Source organism: Companilactobacillus futsaii JCM 17355 (assembly GCF_001435505.1).
Lineage (GTDB): Bacteria > Bacillota > Bacilli > Lactobacillales > Lactobacillaceae > Companilactobacillus > Companilactobacillus futsaii.
On the sequence record NZ_AZDO01000011.1, the window covers coordinates 101,125 to 117,239 of the forward strand.

At 34.3% G+C, this 16,115-nt stretch carries 20 protein-coding genes and 1 pseudogene; 9 read left to right on the forward strand and 12 right to left on the reverse strand.

Going from position 1 to position 16,115, the window contains the following annotated elements:
• Window position 1: 1 nt before the first annotated feature.
• The 3 genes and pseudogenes from FC88_RS01685 to FC88_RS12560 all read left to right on the forward strand — a co-directional run.
• Window positions 2–232 (forward strand): hypothetical protein, encoded by a 231-nt coding sequence (locus FC88_RS01685; protein ID WP_057812130.1) that lies wholly within the window; start codon window positions 2–4, stop codon window positions 230–232.
• A gap of 40 nt (window positions 233–272) precedes the next feature.
• Window positions 273–821 (forward strand): DUF5067 domain-containing protein, encoded by a 549-nt coding sequence (locus FC88_RS01690; RefSeq protein ID WP_057812132.1) that lies wholly within the window; start codon window positions 273–275, stop codon window positions 819–821.
• A gap of 131 nt (window positions 822–952) precedes the next feature.
• Window positions 953–1,063: pseudogene (locus tag FC88_RS12560) on the forward strand (Arm DNA-binding domain-containing protein); the annotation flags it as partial.
• Window positions 1,064–1,709: 646 nt separating this feature from the next.
• On the opposite strand, the gene FC88_RS01695 reads toward FC88_RS12560, so the two are convergent.
• The 9 genes from FC88_RS01695 to FC88_RS01730 form a co-directional block, all read right to left on the reverse strand.
• Window positions 1,710–2,051 carry a hypothetical protein gene (locus FC88_RS01695; RefSeq protein ID WP_057812134.1) on the reverse strand — a complete coding sequence of 114 codons (342 nt, stop codon included), beginning with the start codon at window positions 2,049–2,051 and terminating at the stop codon, window positions 1,710–1,712.
• Between the two features lie 42 nt (window positions 2,052–2,093).
• Window positions 2,094–2,678 (reverse strand): hypothetical protein, encoded by a 585-nt coding sequence (locus FC88_RS01700; protein ID WP_057812136.1) that lies wholly within the window; start codon window positions 2,676–2,678, stop codon window positions 2,094–2,096.
• 42 nt (window positions 2,679–2,720) lie between these two features.
• Window positions 2,721–3,143: a hypothetical protein gene (locus tag FC88_RS13045; protein WP_057812138.1), complete on the reverse strand. Its 423-nt coding sequence runs from the start codon at window positions 3,141–3,143 to the stop codon at window positions 2,721–2,723.
• A 279-nt stretch (window positions 3,144–3,422) separates the two neighbouring features.
• Window positions 3,423–4,826, reverse strand: a complete 1,404-nt coding sequence (locus FC88_RS01710) for a virulence-associated E family protein (protein ID WP_057812140.1) — start codon at window positions 4,824–4,826, stop codon at window positions 3,423–3,425.
• Window positions 4,826–5,656 (reverse strand): bifunctional DNA primase/polymerase, encoded by an 831-nt coding sequence (locus tag FC88_RS01715; RefSeq protein ID WP_149029849.1) that lies wholly within the window; start codon window positions 5,654–5,656, stop codon window positions 4,826–4,828. Before FC88_RS01715 ends, FC88_RS01710 begins: the two co-directional genes overlap by 1 nt.
• 6 nt (window positions 5,657–5,662) lie before the next feature.
• Window positions 5,663–5,800, reverse strand: a complete 138-nt coding sequence (locus tag FC88_RS12745) for a hypothetical protein (RefSeq protein ID WP_157060406.1) — start codon at window positions 5,798–5,800, stop codon at window positions 5,663–5,665.
• 271 nt (window positions 5,801–6,071) lie between these two features.
• On the reverse strand, window positions 6,072–6,293 hold the full coding sequence (locus tag FC88_RS01720; RefSeq protein ID WP_057812144.1) for a hypothetical protein: 222 nt from the start codon (window positions 6,291–6,293) through the stop codon (window positions 6,072–6,074).
• A gap of 2 nt (window positions 6,294–6,295) precedes the next feature.
• Window positions 6,296–6,490 carry a hypothetical protein gene (locus tag FC88_RS01725; protein ID WP_057812145.1) on the reverse strand — a complete coding sequence of 65 codons (195 nt, stop codon included), beginning with the start codon at window positions 6,488–6,490 and terminating at the stop codon, window positions 6,296–6,298.
• Window positions 6,491–6,544: 54 nt separating this feature from the next.
• A complete protein-coding gene (locus tag FC88_RS01730) occupies window positions 6,545–6,823 on the reverse strand; it encodes an excisionase family DNA-binding protein (RefSeq protein WP_057812147.1) in 279 nt (92 codons plus the stop codon).
• Between the two features lie 142 nt (window positions 6,824–6,965).
• Between FC88_RS01730 and FC88_RS01735 the strand changes: the two genes are divergently transcribed.
• The 6 genes from FC88_RS01735 (at window position 6,966) to FC88_RS01760 (ending at window position 12,125) form a co-directional block, all read left to right on the forward strand.
• Window positions 6,966–7,763: a helix-turn-helix domain-containing protein gene (locus FC88_RS01735; protein WP_057812149.1), complete on the forward strand. Its 798-nt coding sequence runs from the start codon at window positions 6,966–6,968 to the stop codon at window positions 7,761–7,763.
• A gap of 50 nt (window positions 7,764–7,813) precedes the next feature.
• Window positions 7,814–8,992: a site-specific integrase gene (locus FC88_RS01740; RefSeq protein WP_057812151.1), complete on the forward strand. Its 1,179-nt coding sequence runs from the start codon at window positions 7,814–7,816 to the stop codon at window positions 8,990–8,992.
• A gap of 301 nt (window positions 8,993–9,293) precedes the next feature.
• Window positions 9,294–9,674: a PH domain-containing protein gene (locus FC88_RS01745; RefSeq protein ID WP_057812154.1), complete on the forward strand. Its 381-nt coding sequence runs from the start codon at window positions 9,294–9,296 to the stop codon at window positions 9,672–9,674.
• A gap of 53 nt (window positions 9,675–9,727) precedes the next feature.
• The gene (gene nfsA / locus FC88_RS01750; protein WP_057812156.1) at window positions 9,728–10,465 is read left to right on the forward strand and encodes an oxygen-insensitive NADPH nitroreductase; all 738 of its coding nucleotides are present in this window, start codon (window positions 9,728–9,730) and stop codon (window positions 10,463–10,465) included.
• 150 nt (window positions 10,466–10,615) lie between these two features.
• Window positions 10,616–11,437, forward strand: a complete 822-nt coding sequence (locus tag FC88_RS01755; protein ID WP_057812158.1) for a helix-turn-helix domain-containing protein — start codon at window positions 10,616–10,618, stop codon at window positions 11,435–11,437.
• Between the two features lie 61 nt (window positions 11,438–11,498).
• On the forward strand, window positions 11,499–12,125 hold the full coding sequence (locus FC88_RS01760; protein ID WP_057812160.1) for an NUDIX hydrolase: 627 nt from the start codon (window positions 11,499–11,501) through the stop codon (window positions 12,123–12,125).
• A gap of 42 nt (window positions 12,126–12,167) precedes the next feature.
• Here FC88_RS01760 and FC88_RS01765 read toward each other — a convergent pair whose 3' ends face one another.
• The 3 genes from FC88_RS01765 to FC88_RS01775 form a co-directional block, all read right to left on the reverse strand.
• Entirely contained in the window at window positions 12,168–14,432 is a 2,265-nt protein-coding gene (locus FC88_RS01765; protein ID WP_057812163.1) for an ATP-binding cassette domain-containing protein, read from the reverse strand.
• 133 nt (window positions 14,433–14,565) lie between these two features.
• On the reverse strand, window positions 14,566–15,396 hold the full coding sequence (locus FC88_RS01770; protein ID WP_162256518.1) for an aldo/keto reductase: 831 nt from the start codon (window positions 15,394–15,396) through the stop codon (window positions 14,566–14,568).
• A 200-nt stretch (window positions 15,397–15,596) separates the two neighbouring features.
• The gene (locus tag FC88_RS01775; RefSeq protein ID WP_200951535.1) at window positions 15,597–16,067 is read right to left on the reverse strand and encodes a serine hydrolase domain-containing protein; all 471 of its coding nucleotides are present in this window, start codon (window positions 16,065–16,067) and stop codon (window positions 15,597–15,599) included.
• Window positions 16,068–16,115 lie beyond the last annotated feature (48 nt).

The window sequence follows — 16,115 nt, forward strand, 5'->3', positions numbered from 1 at the left end:
AATGGATCAAAAACGGCCACTAGGGTATTGTCTAATAGTTGATTTGGATAGCATTATAGCTTGCTATCAAGCCGGAATTAGAACGCCTTGGGAAATGTCAGACTTCTTTGAAGTGTCTGAATCTTACATGTGGAAAGCCATTGACACTTATCGTATTAAACGTGGAATTGACTTCACGTATAAGGGCTATAAATTCAATTTAAACAACGGTCTTTCTATGTCCAAAATCTGACTGACTTTAAAAGCTGAAATTTGTTTCGGGGGAAAAGAAAATGAAAACCAAAAGTTTAGCATTAACGGGATTAACTATTCTTTTAGCTTCAACATTGGTAGCTTGTTCCGGTGGCAACGAATCGTCTTCAAAATCTGATACAGCTGATAAAACCGTGAAGGTTAAAAAGAAAGCATCAACTTATTTCAAGGATAATAAGTTAGTAACCAAGGATTACGATATTGATATTACTCAAACAAAAGTAATCCAAGTTGGCGAAACTGGAAACGAATATGGTGAAAAACCTGTATTGGCATTTTGGTTCAAAGTTCATAATAAGAAAGCTAAAGACTTAGATCCAAACGGGGCTTGGATAAGTGTTTTCAAAGCAATTCAGGATAATAATAAAGATTCAGTCAATGAATTGGATGTTGGTTCACTTCCTGATGATAGATTTTTAGATTCACAATCTGAAGAAATTAAAGTTGGTGGAACCGTTGAAATGGCTGTTTCATATGAATTAGATGATACAACCACACCGGTTAAATTAACCGCTGAAAATATTGTTACTGGTAAAAGTCTTGGATCAATGACATACAAGTTAAATTAAAGACAAAATAAAAAAAGCCATATTCCTACACCGACCAAAGTAGATGGAATATGACTTAAACGAAATCTATACTAAATGGGCTAAAACTCCCCTATTTAGCTCCTTTAGTATACCATACTGGAGGAATACTCATGGAAGTATATAAACGTGGTAAAGCTTGGACTTATCGTATCAGATACAAGGATACTAATGGTAAACGTAAATCTTTATCTAAGAGCGGATTTAAGACTAAAAAAGAAGCTTATACCGTTGGTTCCATACCACAAGGCTCACCTTTATAAGTAAAAGTGTACCCACACATTTCATCAATTATTTTGAATTTAAGTTGTTCTATATTCATTGACATCACTACCATAGATACCCCCCTAATCAAATTCATGAGAAAAAATGTACAGTGACGGCGTGAACCACGGCTATAACGGGGAGGGGGTGGGTACGCCCCCCCATTACCAGGCACGTTACAATTTACCAAGCAACATCAATAAACGCCGTACACGGCTTAATAGGGACTTTTAAAAATAAATTATTTTTTATTTAATCACCAACAAATAATAAAAATAATTTATTTTTTTTATTTTATTTTTAATTCAAATCTTGTCAGCATCAGACTAGCTCCACCCATCCACCCCAGTACCCAGGTGAGTGGGGCGAGGGAGTGACGGATGCAACTCTGCGATTCAGAAATTTATTTTAAAAATATATTTCAAACTAAATCAAGTAACTACAAACTATTGTAGCAACCTATTAACAGGCTCCTTATGCCATTTGATTACCTTTAATACCAATACTATTGTTCTATTCATTAACCCAACCAGGCACAAGGTACACGGGCTAGTGAGGTTGTTATCCCAACTATATGGCGGGTATCAATATAAACCAGGGTTCTAATCAATCATTTAAATCCAAGCCATCTAACAAATTCTTGTAACCCTTATCCATAGAAGTTCGTTTTTCTGATTTTATTATTGAATTATTATCATACTTATCTTCAACTTCTTTGGATGCCTTTGAAACAGCCTCTTCAAGTTCACGGGACTTCTGTTCTTCTTGTTCGGTTTTAATACTTTCCGCCATGCCTTTATAAAGTTTTTGCATTTCAGCATTCTCCGCATCTTGTATAGCTTTACGTTTTGCATCTACTTTGGCGTTATGCTCTCTTACTTCCTTTTCAAATTTTTCATCTACTTCTTTTTGCATTTTATCTATACTAATATATTTATTTTCATCCATAGTTTTAATACTCCTTTTTTATAACCAATAATTATTGAATTTCTATTTTTCTTCACCCGCTAATTTTGATAGTGATGTTCCCTTAACTTTAGCATTGTAAAAACCACTTACTGAAATTTTACTTCTGTATTCCTTATCACTTGACCAGGTTGTACCCCCATCGCTTTTCAAAATACGTCCCTCGGGTTCTTTATAAATTTTTCGTTGTAAAACGTTCATTAATTTATTAGCTTTATTTGTAACTCCACTCGATTCGTTAGCAAGTGAACGAATGTCTGAAATAAGTTTTATCGCTTTTTCGTTTAATGCCTCTTGTTCATTATCAGCGCCTTCAGTAATTTCTTTTAACAATGAACTATATTCTGCTTTACTAATTAGTGGGGTATTTTGAACCTTATTTTTAGTTTTCGTATAAAGTTCTTTGGCGTGATCTGCTGACCAAATTGCATTTTTCGCCTTATTATAATCATCTACATTTACGGTATCTTCGGCGTTCTTCAATTTTTTGTTTGCATCCTGGATAGCTTTATCAGCGGTTTCAATCTTCTTTTGATAGCTATCAATTTTGCTTTGGTTGTCTGTCACTAAGTTAGTTAATTTTGATTCAATTTCTTTTAAAGTTGTCATTTTTTATATTCTCCTCTGTTTAAATTAGATCAATCAATTAATTTAATATTTGATTTTCTTATCAATAATGTTTGCCTTCGTACGATATAGGTTGGTGGTACTGGACGGCTTAATATTGAAGCACCAGTTCTTACTCTGCTTGTCCGCAACCTTGAAACCAGTAACCAACATTGCACCTTTAAACATTCCATTCATAATGTAAAAGCCACAACCTGAATCACTGAAATAGTGTTTAAGACTGTAAGAATCATCAGCGTAATTAATTCCTTTACTGGGTGCCAATGTATTGAGTACCCACGTAACCAGCTCCACTTGCTCCAACGGTGACAGGTCTAAAAATCTAATGGGATCATCGTAACCATCGGGATCTAATACCCCGATAGTGGGGGGTAATTTATTCTTAACTAAGTGGTGTCGTTGCTTTATCCACCTGTATAGTCGGGTGTAATTATCTTGTAGTTCCATTTGTGTGTTCCTTTCTTAAATTGATACATGTGATACATCATGCTTTTAACATGTATCATCTCTGTAACCTTTGCGCCACAAGGGATAAGAGTTACTTTCTCTTATGTGATACGTGATACATGTATGTTTTAAAACTTCAAATAAAGCACGGTTACACACTTAGTAATACCTTTTTTAATACTTTGTTATTTACATGTATCATGTATCATTATTCCTGTAATCCTTGATACAGTTAGGATAAGAAGTGATACGTGTCATGTATCACACATGTATCATGTATCATTTACGTTTATATCCACGTCCGCGTTTTGTCTTATTAATTCTCACATTGGTACTTCTTTGCCAGGTATCTTGTAAGCTATTCATAACATCAGAAATCTGTTTACCTACGTTCCCACGTGATGCGGAAATTAACTGATCGTTACTAATATGAAAAGCAACTTGTAGAATTTCATTGGTGGTTACCTGGTCAATGGTTGTAGTTTCCTTAACTGGCTTTTTGTCCATGTCAACACAAGTACGATCGTTCATATAATCGTTAAAATAATAACGTTTGTTTTCAGCAGGATATTCATTCCAATTGACTGGTACTGGCATATCAAGATAAGACAATATTTGTTCCTCGCTAGGATCTTGAACCATAGCATCTTTTTGATATTTCTCTGCAATTTTCTGTAAGGAATCTGTTATAAAGATTTGTCCACCATTGTTATATAAAACTTTGGCTTCTGCCAAAACTTGCAGAATATCAGCATCATCTATATTGAACGGATCTTTCTTCTTTTCTTGAACATTACATTCAATAGGAAAAAAACGTCTGTTTCCTGTCTTATCCTTCAAGAATTCTGGTGGATTTGAAGTACCAATAAAAGCAATCTTACGTGGGTGATCTGTCGTGTAGTGTCCGTACGACGGTCTGTAATTGTCAAACTGTGCTGATATAAAAGCCTTGACGTGATCCACATCAGTTCTACGCATGGCTGACAACTCACCAATTTCTACAATCCATTTACCTTTTAGTTGCTGGAAGTCGTCCTTAGTTTTACCCATGGACTCTAGCTCATCTAAAAAGTAATCACGGTATATAGAACCTACTAGGGTACTTTTACCAATACCTTGACCACCAAATAAGATAGGAACAATTTCAAACTTCACACCAGGGTTATAAACTCTAGCGACTGCACCCGTTAACCAACGTTTACATATCTCACGTGTATATTCGGTATCTTCTGTACCTAAGTAGTCTATGAAAAAAGTTTCAACTCGCTTCACGCCGTCCCATGTGACGGATTCAATACGTTGCTTGACGGGGTTAAAAGAGTGATCCATAGCAAACTTTACAATTGCATCACTGATAGCATCTTTTGTAGGAACGTAATTGTAATTATCCTCAATAAACAACTTGAGTTTAGAATCATCACTATCTAGCCAGTCACCTGGTTTAGTATCAAGTGAGTAGTTAGGCTTCAATTTTTGAAGCTGTTCTGAAAACTCGTTGTATTGAAGTAGGTCTTTCAATCTGGCATCATTTTGAAGTATTAAGAATACATTTTTGCTTGAACTAGATCGCATCGTGCCTTTATCAGTTTTAAGGAATTGTTCCTTCCATGGTTCAATTTCTACTATTTTTGTACTATTTAATTGGTCTGCTTCTTGCATTAAACTTGTTAGCTTTTTTTCCATCAGTCCGCCTTCAATTTTTCTATTTCCCTCATAAGAACTGATCTGTAAATAGTTTCAAGTTCCTTTTGTGGTAAACTTGGCGACACGAAACTATTATTAATAACCGACAATAATTCATAAACATTACTAGCACTGGTACCAACTGCTAGCATTGAACCTGCAACACTTGTGATAAAATCATTTCGTTGTCCCTTGGTAGCACCCTTAACGATCTTATCCAACAAAGCTCCTGTATACTTTTTCAATCGTGGCGTGCCAGAATTAACATTATTAGCTGGCTTATCCTGGGCAAACTCTAGTAACCAGGTGGGGGCTTGTTTTATGTCATCATAAGAACCAGACACGTGAGCGTAACTAGCACCATCAATGGTACTGGGAGCAATCAAAATATTGTTACACATTAGGTCTATTCCAGACTGGTCAAAGAATGCACTTGTTTGACTTTTGACCTTGACACCAGAGGGGACTTTTAGAAAGTAATGTATTCCATTGTGCGGTGTTCGTTCTATTAACGTATCATCTGGTAACCGTCCATATGTTTGAAATACTTTCAGTAGGTTGTGTCTGCCGTTGCCATTGCCATGCATATCAACGTCTACCACCATTAAGCCCGACTTCTTTAAATTAATACCGATATTGTTATTAGTTCCTTGAAACCATTCCTGTGCCATAGAATCATCATTTACGGCATCACTGAAACCGTGGGTATCTTTCATACCCGACTTACTACCAGGTGCAGTAGGATAGTAGTATATATTTCTTTTGGCTAGTTCTAGTGCCATTTCATAAGTGGTCAATTTATCACTTCCTTGATTTCGTTGCGTACGCAAACAAATTTATTTATCCTCATTGGGGATTTTTTCAATTAGATCACCTAATCGACTATCAACTGTATTAATTGAAGCCGACACGGTTTGAACCGCATCTATAAATGCTGTCGCTAGATCAATCTTTTGTTTATTGTTCAAATTCATACAAACAATATCTTCTAATTCATTTTCAAGTATTTAAAAACTCCCTAATTTTTGGTATAGTTAAGGTATTAAATAGTTTATCTAAAGGGCTTATCCACGGGGGGTATGTCTTTTTTTGTATCTTCACTATTTATTTACCTCATTGATCTATTAACTAAAATCTTTGATACATGATAAAATGACAAATGTATTTGTTGTGAAAAATACAGGATAATCATTACTTACTTGGTCGGTTAGTAATGGTTATTTTTTTTGTCATTTTTTTGGTTCATTACTGTAATAAAATAGCATCACTAATAGCTTTAGCATATTGAGCAATTTCATCTGCTAATACGATAGCTGGTACAACTACTTTCTTTTCACCATCGTTCACTGTGATCGTGCTATTTCCTTTTAAAGCATCTAGGTTTGTTTCAATATTGCGAATGTGTGCTTGAATATCCTCATCTTGTGCTTTAAGGAAATTCATTTCTTCTTCATCATTTTCAAACATGATTATTTCTCCTTAATTATTGATTCATAAATTTTAAAGATCTCTTTTGCCTTCATTGCATTATCTGCAATACCTTGGCACAAGTCTGATGCACCAGTAACACTGTAATCTTCACTTCTGAAAAAAATGTAATCACGTGTTACTTCTGAAATATCATTGGTTAATTCTTGAATTGCATCAATTAATTCTTGTTCCATTGGCACCATCTCCATATATAACTGTGCGCCGTGCAAAGCCACTATTATATTTTTTTAGATTGCTTTATCAGACATATATTTATCCAAGTCTGACTTCTTGAAACGTGTAATTCTATCACCAATTAAAGTCATTGGGATATTAGAATTTTTTAAAACCTTTTGTGTCATAGTATTTCGTGATACTCCTAAATATTCTGCTGCTGTTCCAATATCCATATACTCGGGATATTTTGAACTGTTCTGGCTTTTGCTTAATATCTCGGTAACTGCTTTATCAATTGCCATCTGAATTTCTTCATCAAAGTTTGATGGCATCTGTACGTTCATCTGCATAACGATTTCTCCTTTCCGTTCTTAAAGGTAACAATTTAATCACCTTTTGACTACTATTATACTCAATAGATATAATTGTGCAACCTTTAATTGCCATTTTCACCAGCAAATGATACTCTTAGTGCATTGGAGGCAATGAAAAATGCTTAAATTTAATCTTGATAAAATACTAAAAGATAATAACGAGAACATTAGTGAACTATCACGTGAAACGGGTTTATCAAGAAAAACTCTCACACAATTATCAAACAATGATAGTAAGGGGATTCAACTGAATACCCTCCAAAAACTCATGGAACATTTTGATTTGCCAGTCGAAAGTTTTTTTATAAATATAGACAATACTTATGCCTCAATAATTAAATTTGATAATGATAAAACTACAATTCCAGTAGATATAAACCTTGATATTGATAAAAATAATTTGTTATTATTGCAACTAGTATCTGATGAAAACAATGACAATAAACTCTATTATCATTCTTATCCTATAATCTTAAGTTTTTTGAATGGCGAAAATAGCGCTAAAATATTTGGTATCTCAATATTTGAACTTCTAGACTTTAATGATCAACAATATAAGGCGCTTGCAGACGAAACTAAGAATGAAGTCCTAAAAGAACTGAAAAGAATAAATAAAATTTTATCTAAATTTTCTAAAGAACAATTATTTGTATTGTTCGCTACCGCTCTTGATCTTGTTTCACCTGATACAGATTTATACGAAGAGTCATTAAAGACTGGTTCACTGCCTTTTTTGATTGATTGTTTCGGTATTCAGGAAGTAGAATTTATCAATATCAAAAAAAATAAAGATGGCTATATCTTTGAATTACCCGATGATATTATTAATTCCAAAGTAGAGAATTCTACTCACAGTTTATCGATTCTTTCTAATGGCGATTTAATCAAGTTATTAAACATAAAAAAATCTAATTAACCATCTCCCCATAAAGCGCCGTGCAAAGCTAGAAATGGGGAAACTAAACTATGGCAAGTTTTACACAATACAAAACAAAAGATGGTAGTAAATTTTGGCGTTGCCAGTACACCATTGCAACTGATCCATTAACTGGCAAAAGAACTAAACGACAAAAACGTGGTTTTAAGACACGCAAAGAATGTGAAATTTATGTAGCTCATCAATTGGCTGACTTAGATAATCACGGTTTTAAAGAAGACACTAACGCAACGTACAAAGACGTGTACGATAGTTTCATTGAGTCTTATAGGAAGACGGTCAAAGAAAGCACGCTAAACCACGTCTTAGGAATGTTTAGAATACATATCTTGCCAGCTTTCGGGAAATATAAGATAAAAAAAATAACCGTTACTACCTGTCAAAAGATAGTAAACGGTTGGTATGATGATTTCTCAGACTATAAAAAGATTAAGAATTATGCCAATCTTGTTTTTAAAGAAGCCAGACGTTTGAGTATCATATATGAAAACCCTATGGATCTTGTAATTATGCCAAAAAAGAAAGCTAAAATACAAAGTGATGATGATAATAAATTTTGGGATAAAAACGAATTACAGGCTTTCATAAATCAAACTAACAAGTATTATGGTGGTCGAAATGAGAAAGCAGTAGCATTGTTTAGACTACTAGCCTTCACGGGAGCCAGGAAAGCTGAAATATTGGCTTTACAGGTTGCTGACTTTGACTATAAAGATAAGACATTATTAATTAATAAAACTGTTACAAGGGATATTGATAACCACCAGACTATTGGTACACCTAAAACTATTAATGGCTATCGTACTTTACACTTAGATCAAAATACTGCGGATATTTTGAACCATTGGATAAGTACAATGCACAAAGAAATGTTTATGCTTGGATATAATACTGGTTCACGGAACCAATGGATATTTCCTAATACTCACAACCAACTATTATCTATGATGAAACCAAACAAGTGGATGGATGCAGTTATTGACTCATACAATAATGATAACAAAAAGAGATTGAAACGTATTACACCACACGGTTTACGTCATACCTGGATAACACTTGCTATTGAATCTAATCAACTAACAATCAAACAAATTCAAAAGCAAGCTGGGGATAGTGATGTGAGCGTAATCCTATCGACCTATGCTCATGTTACCAAACAAGCCACCGAGGAAACAATAGATAAATTTACCAGTTATGTAGGCTTCTAAATTTCGGAGCCACGAGCGGAGCCATTAGGTGTTTAAGCGCTATTAAGCCCTTGTAAGCACTGGTATTATAGGATTTCATCATGTGGGGATATAACCCCCATACGGGTGATTGTGAAATTCTATTAGCTGTTATATTAGTCAAAATGAGACTGATATAACAGCTTTTTTGTTGTTATATTTTATTCTTTGATTAACAAAATTTACAAAGCTAGTTAGTCAAAAGCTTAGTCAATTTTTATTTGCTTTCACACCTACTCCTAGTAAATAATTATATTAACAAACATTAAGGAGGCTACAAGCTATGAGTTTACTAGATGGACTACTTGGTAATGCAACTAATGTCGATCGAGACGCTATTAAAAAAGAATTAAAAGATGTTTTAATCCCAAATGAAGAGGTGGACTTAGCTTTTAAATTAGTTCGTGACTTAGTGGTCTTCACTAACCATCGACTAATCGTTGTTGATAAACAAGGCGTTACAGGTAAAAAAGTTGACTATAAGACTTTCCCTTATAAGAGTATCTCTCGTTTTTCTGTTGAAACTACTGGTCATTTTGATTTAGATGCTGAATTAAAAATTTGGATCTCCGGAGCAGTTGAACCAGCACAAGTATTACAATTTAGAAAAGACAACAGTATCACTACGATCCAAAAGGCTTTAGCCACCGCAATTTTACTTTAAAGTGTTATGATACAAAAACAAGTAATATTATTTTCAAAAAATGAGGGAACAAAATGAACCAAACCATTGAAAACTTAATCAAACACGTATCAGTTCGGGACTTTAAAGATGAAACTATTAGTGAAAATGCAAAAGAAGAATTAGTTAAAGCTGCTCAGAGTGGCTCAACTTCTGAATTTGTTCAAGCTTTCTCTATTATTGAAATTACTGATTCTAATTTACGAAATCAATTATCAGATATTACCATCAGTTCACCACACGTCAAAAAAGCCGATACTTTTTATGTCTTCGTTGCTGACCTTAATCGACAAGCAACAATTTTAAAAGCATACAATCAAAATTTAGATAGTATCAGAAATATGGAATCACTACTGGTTGCAACAGTTGATACGACCATTGCTGCCCAAAACATGGCTGTGGCCGCTGAATCTATGGGATTAGGGATTTGCTATATTGGAAGTATTCGCAACAATATTAAACAAGTTGCTAAGTTGTTGAATCTCCCTAAATATACCTTCCCACTTTTTGGAATGACTATTGGTGTTCCTAAAGTACTTAATCAAACTAAGCCAAGACTTCCAAAAGCAAATCAAGTTTCAGTAAATACTTACAACAATAATCTCTTTAACGATTTATCTTCCTATGATAATAAGGTAAATGATTATTATGCTAATCGAAAGACTAATCCTCAAGATACAACATGGACTGAAAAGAATTTGACTATTTTCAATCATGTTCACCGTCCAGAAGTTGCCGACTTTTTATTGGAACAAGGTTTTTCACTTCATTAAATTATAAAAAAGCTATTTCCTTTTTCTGCTGGAAATAGCTTTTTTTGAAATATTTACAAAAAAATTACACAACTTTACATTAATTGAACAGAAAATATACACTCGTTCTATATTATTTAATCATAGAAATAAATAGTGGGTGTTTATTATATGAATAATTTAGGCGATATCTTGCGAGAAACTAGACAACAACAACAAATATCCCAAAGCGAAATCTCTGAAGATATTTGTTCACAATCAACCCTTTCAGAAATCGAACACAACAAATATATCCCCAATATGAAACTACTAATTAATCTTTGTGAGCGATTAGCAGTCGATTTTGACGATCTTTGTTTAGTAGGAAGTTTCCAAATTTGTCGTGAAAAATATTTCAATCAAAAAGCAGCTAGTTTTTATCGAAAAAGAAAATATCAACAATTGCAAGCTTTCCTGAATCGCCCAACTGTTTTAGAGACCGTTCAAAATGACGAACAAACTCAAGCTTACTACTTTTATTTGGCATTGTGTTCATTGCATCTCGATCGAGGGTTTGATAAGGCTAAAGAATATCTCAAATTATCTTTGGCCTGCTCAACTAATGGCCGTAAACAAAAAACTCTAACTAGATTGGGTAATATCACTCTAGCTTATGTTTATGCTCAGCAAGGACTTAAGACTTCTACCTTTGATCAAATCAAACTAGCCTTTAGACACCTTGAAAAAACAAACTACAATGAGAATTTAAATTTACTATTCTATATTGCTGCCCTATCTTACTTCCATATTTCCAAATTTGATTTAGCAATTCAAACTTTGGAAAAAGGAATTAATTTTGCCCTTTCAAATAATTCTCATTTTATGATGATCAACAGTCTTTACCTAATGGCTAATATTGCTGAAATCGTCAAAGAAGAAAACCACAGTCTAACTCTCAAGAGCTATAACATCTTTAACTCTTTCATTCAACAACCGTTTGAAGAAGCCACTTAAAGAAATCGTTTTCTAAAGATTAGTCTTCCAATGATATAATCCAATTAAAGGCGGTAAAAAAATGGATAATATTGAATTACTAATCGAAAAATTGCAAGCAATTGCACAAACTGGTAAACATTACAGTAAAGATGTCTTTGATCGTGAACGATATGACCAGTTAGAAGAGGTTTCAAAACAACTAATTACTAAACTTGTTAAAAATTCTTCTCAAAAACAATTGGATATTTTCTTTGATGCTGATACTGGATATGTTACACCAAAAGTTGATATTCGCGCTGCAACCTTCAAGGATGATAAGATACTACTCGTCCGCGAAAAAAGTAGTGGCGAATGGTCAATCCCGGGTGGTTGGGGCGACATTGGCTATTCCGCTGCTGAAATTGCTGTCAAAGAAACTTTCGAGGAGGCTGGTATCAAGGTCAAACCCAAACGAATGATTTCCATCAAAGACATGCAAAAAAATCACTACCCTAAGAAAAACCTCAATTACATATACAAATTATTTTTTGAATGCATTCCTACAGAAAACGACATTCACAGCGGCGTAGAAACTTCCGATGTTAGATACTTCACCTTAAATGAAGCTTTAAAATTAAATTTATCATTAGCCCGAAATATGCCAGACGACTTCAAACGTGCATTTGATTGTCATAAAGCCAATAATTGGGAAACTTATTTTGACTAAAAAATGTCTAACTGAATTTTGATAATTTCAGTTAGACATTTTTTATCCAATTAATTTTTTCAAAGCAACTCCAGTTCGTGATTTTGAACACTTCATACTATCTTCAGGTGTGCCTTCAAAACAAACTTTACCACCATATTTACCAGCATCAGGTCCCATGTCTATTAACCAATCAGCTTGAGAAATAAGTGACAAATTATGCTCAATTAAAATTAAAGTGTTGCCATTATCAACGAGCTTTTCAAATAGATCAATCAGGCGTTTCGTATCATTCAAATGCAAACCTGTAGTTGGTTCATCTAAGAAATAAACACTACCCTTGTGGTCTAATTCCATCGCCAATTTAACTCGTTGCACTTCTCCACCAGAAAGTGTTGTCATTGATTGACTCAGATTCAAATAACCTAAACCGACTTTTTCAAGTAAGTCGACTTTTTTCAAAATATTAGGAACGTCCTTAAAGAAGTCCAAAGTATCATCGATTGACATGTTCATTACTTCAGAAATATCTTTGCCATGATACTTGTATTGTAAAGCTTCTCGACTATATCTCTTTCCACCACATAATTCACAAGTTTGAACGACGGGATCCATGAAAGCCATTTCTGTTATCGTCACGCCTTTACCTTTGCAGCGTGGACAAGCACCCTTGCCGTTATAGCTAAATAATTGTGTTGAGACTTTATTTGCGTTGGCAAAAAGTTTTCGCAAAGGATTCAAAATATTCAAATAAGTGGCCGGCGTTGAGCGAATATTTACTCCGACAGAATCTTGACTGAGGTCAACATAATCAATTCCTGACATCTGTTGCTTAAATGCATCAACTAAAGTACTTTTGCCTGAACCAGCTGGCCCAGAAACAACTGTCAAAACACCTTTAGGAATCTTAGCACTGACTTTATTCAAATTATGCGAGGTCACATTTTTCACATTGAGCCAATCTGCTGTTGTTCTAGGCTGAGAAAATTTTACAGGAGTCCGCAACATTTGCCCAGTAATAGTATTAGATTTCAATAATTCAGAATAAGTTCCCTTAAAAGTAACCGTTCCGCCACTTTTACCAGCCTTGGGTCCAATTTCTACTACATAATCGGCCGCTGAAATAATTGCTGGATTGTGGTCAACTAGAACAATCGTATTACCTTGATCTTTCAGTTTTTTCAATGATTTTGTAATCAATTGAATATCATGTGGATGCAATCCAACACTAGGTTCATCTAAAACATAAACTAAATCTGACAAAGAACTAGTTAAATATTTAGCAATTTTGATTCGTTGTGCCTCACCGCCAGACAAAGTATCGGTTCCACGGTTCAAAGAAAGATAACCCAAACCAATATCCACTAATGACTGAACCTTACTACGAAGTTCACGAACCATTGTTTTAGCCTTAAAGTCAGTAATACTGTCTAAAAATTTCAAAACGTTAACCAAATCCATCTCACCGACTTCAGCGATATTCTTTCCTTCAATCTTAGCAGTCAAGGCTTTACTATTTAAACGAGTTCCATGACACACTGGACAAGTTTTTCTCGTGACAATTTTTTCCAATGCAGCTTGATGATGACGACCAGAAGCACTATGAATTACCGAGCGAAGCATTCTTGGTACCAAGCCTTCATATTGAGCAGTTCTAGCCCAAGTTTTAGGAGGATTCTTCAATTTTTGTTTGGGAGCATGCATAAACATTTCATACTCCTCTTTAGAATAATCTTTGATTTTTTTATCAAGATCAAAGAGACCACTGTTGCCATACTCTTTCCAGCGCCACGTTCCCGGCTGAAAACCAGCAAAGGTCATTGCCCCTTCATTCAAAGATTTGTTAGGGTCAATCAATTGACTCTCATCGACATCATCGATAAAACCCAATCCCTGACAATTAGGACACATCCCTTGGGGCAAATTAAAGGAAAACCATTCCGAATACCCTACCCAAGGTTGACCAATCCGTGAAAACATCAGTCTTAAAACTGAATAAATTCCTGTATAAGTCGCTAAAGTAGACCGTGAATTACGTCCAATTGGTTTTTGTTCAACTACAATTGCTACTGGCAAATGTTCGATACTATCAAATTGTGGTTGACCATACTTAGGTAAATATTGCTGCGTAAAACTAGGAAAAGTTTCATTTAATTCTCTTCGAGAGACTGCCGCCAAAGTATCAAAAACTAAGGAAGATTTACCTGAACCTGACAAACCAGCGAAAACAGTCATCTTATGCTTGGGAATATCTAAATCAATATTTTTCAAATTATTTTCTCGTGCACCATGAATACTAATAGCACCATAATTAAATAAATCAGTCATATAAAACTCCTATTTTAAAAATATTATTACTAAATTGATTTTACTCTACATCAAACTAGTCGTATATTCTTAGGCCCTCTAAGATATAGAAAAAGAGTGCTATTTATGATAAAAATAAATAGCACTCTCATTTTTAAAATTCTTCATATACTGCAGGATCTTGATTCTTTGTTCGACCATCCGGTTTTGTTAAAGCATTGATTTGGAGCATATCTTCAGCTGATATTTCAAAATCAAAGATATCCATATTTTCACGTTGACGGACTGGCGAAGCTGATTTAGGAATCGGAATCGTCTTCAATTGCAATTCCCATCTTAATATCATTTGACCAACAGTTTTCTTGTATTTTTTACCTAATTTTATTAATGTTTCGTTTTGCAATACGGAACTAGCCCGTCCAAGCGGACTCCAGTCCATCGTTACAATACCGTTATCCGCATCAAATTTACGCATTGTTTCTTGGTTAAAGTATGGATGCAATTCAATTTGATTAACACTTGGCAAAATACCAGTTTCTTTCTTTAATTTATTCAAATGTTCTGGCAAGAAGTTGCAAACACCAATTGACTTCACAAGGCCAAATTTTTGAGCATCGATCAAAGCTTGCCATGCCTCAACGTACATGCCACGTTTAGGATTAGGCCAATGTAATAAATACAAGTCAAAATAGTCAAGATGTGCTCGATAAAGTGATTCTTGTAACGCCGTTATGGCATCATCATAAGCATAATAGCGTCCCGGTAATTTGGAAGTAACCGTTAATCGATCACGATTAATGCCACTCTCAGCGATTGCTTTACCAACAGCACCTTCGTTCTCGTAATTATAGGCTGTATCAAGCATCGTATAACCATTGTTAATGGCTGAAACGATACTTTGAACACCACTACGCCCATTTAATTTATAAGTTCCAAAACCAAAACCTGGAATTTCTTGTCCATCGTTTAATTTATACATCAATATAATCCTCCTCAATACTTACAAATTACATCAAATTGAGAAAATTGACAAAAGAAAAAATCCTACATCAATCCGTGATGTAGGATTTTAGGCTACTTTACAGTAAAACTTTGGAATGTATAAAGCAGTCATTTTTAATTCACAGGTAGGCTACCTGCACAATTAATCATACAAGCTTTTAGGGTAAATAGCTACCTTTATTTTCATTTTTCGTTAATCATTTGATAAATTGTTCGAGCAGCTGGCTTAATATCGGCTGCTAATCTGGAATAATTCTCTAAAACAATAACAGCGTTTTTGCCATTATGAGAAATGTGCATTACCGTTTGAAAACCATAACCCCAACCATTGGCAAAGTTATCGTTCTCACGATGATACAATCCTCCACCATAAGTACTGCCACTTCCTGGTTTAAATAATTCTTTTCGAGATTTCTTACTGAGATAAGAACCAGTCATAATATACTTTTCAATTTTATATAAATCACTAGCACTCATATAAATTTGACCAGTTCCTAATTCATCGAATTCAAACCACTTTCTTGTGTAAAAAGCATTTTTATAGTCCAGTCTTGCTGATAGTGGATCAACATTATTATAACCGGTAGCCTTGAGTATATTAGGATCATTATCATATGCAAAAATCGTATTATTCAAATCGAGTTTTTTACGCAAATTGCAAGAACAAGTTAGCCACTTTGGAAAAATAAAGAAAAGTTAAGA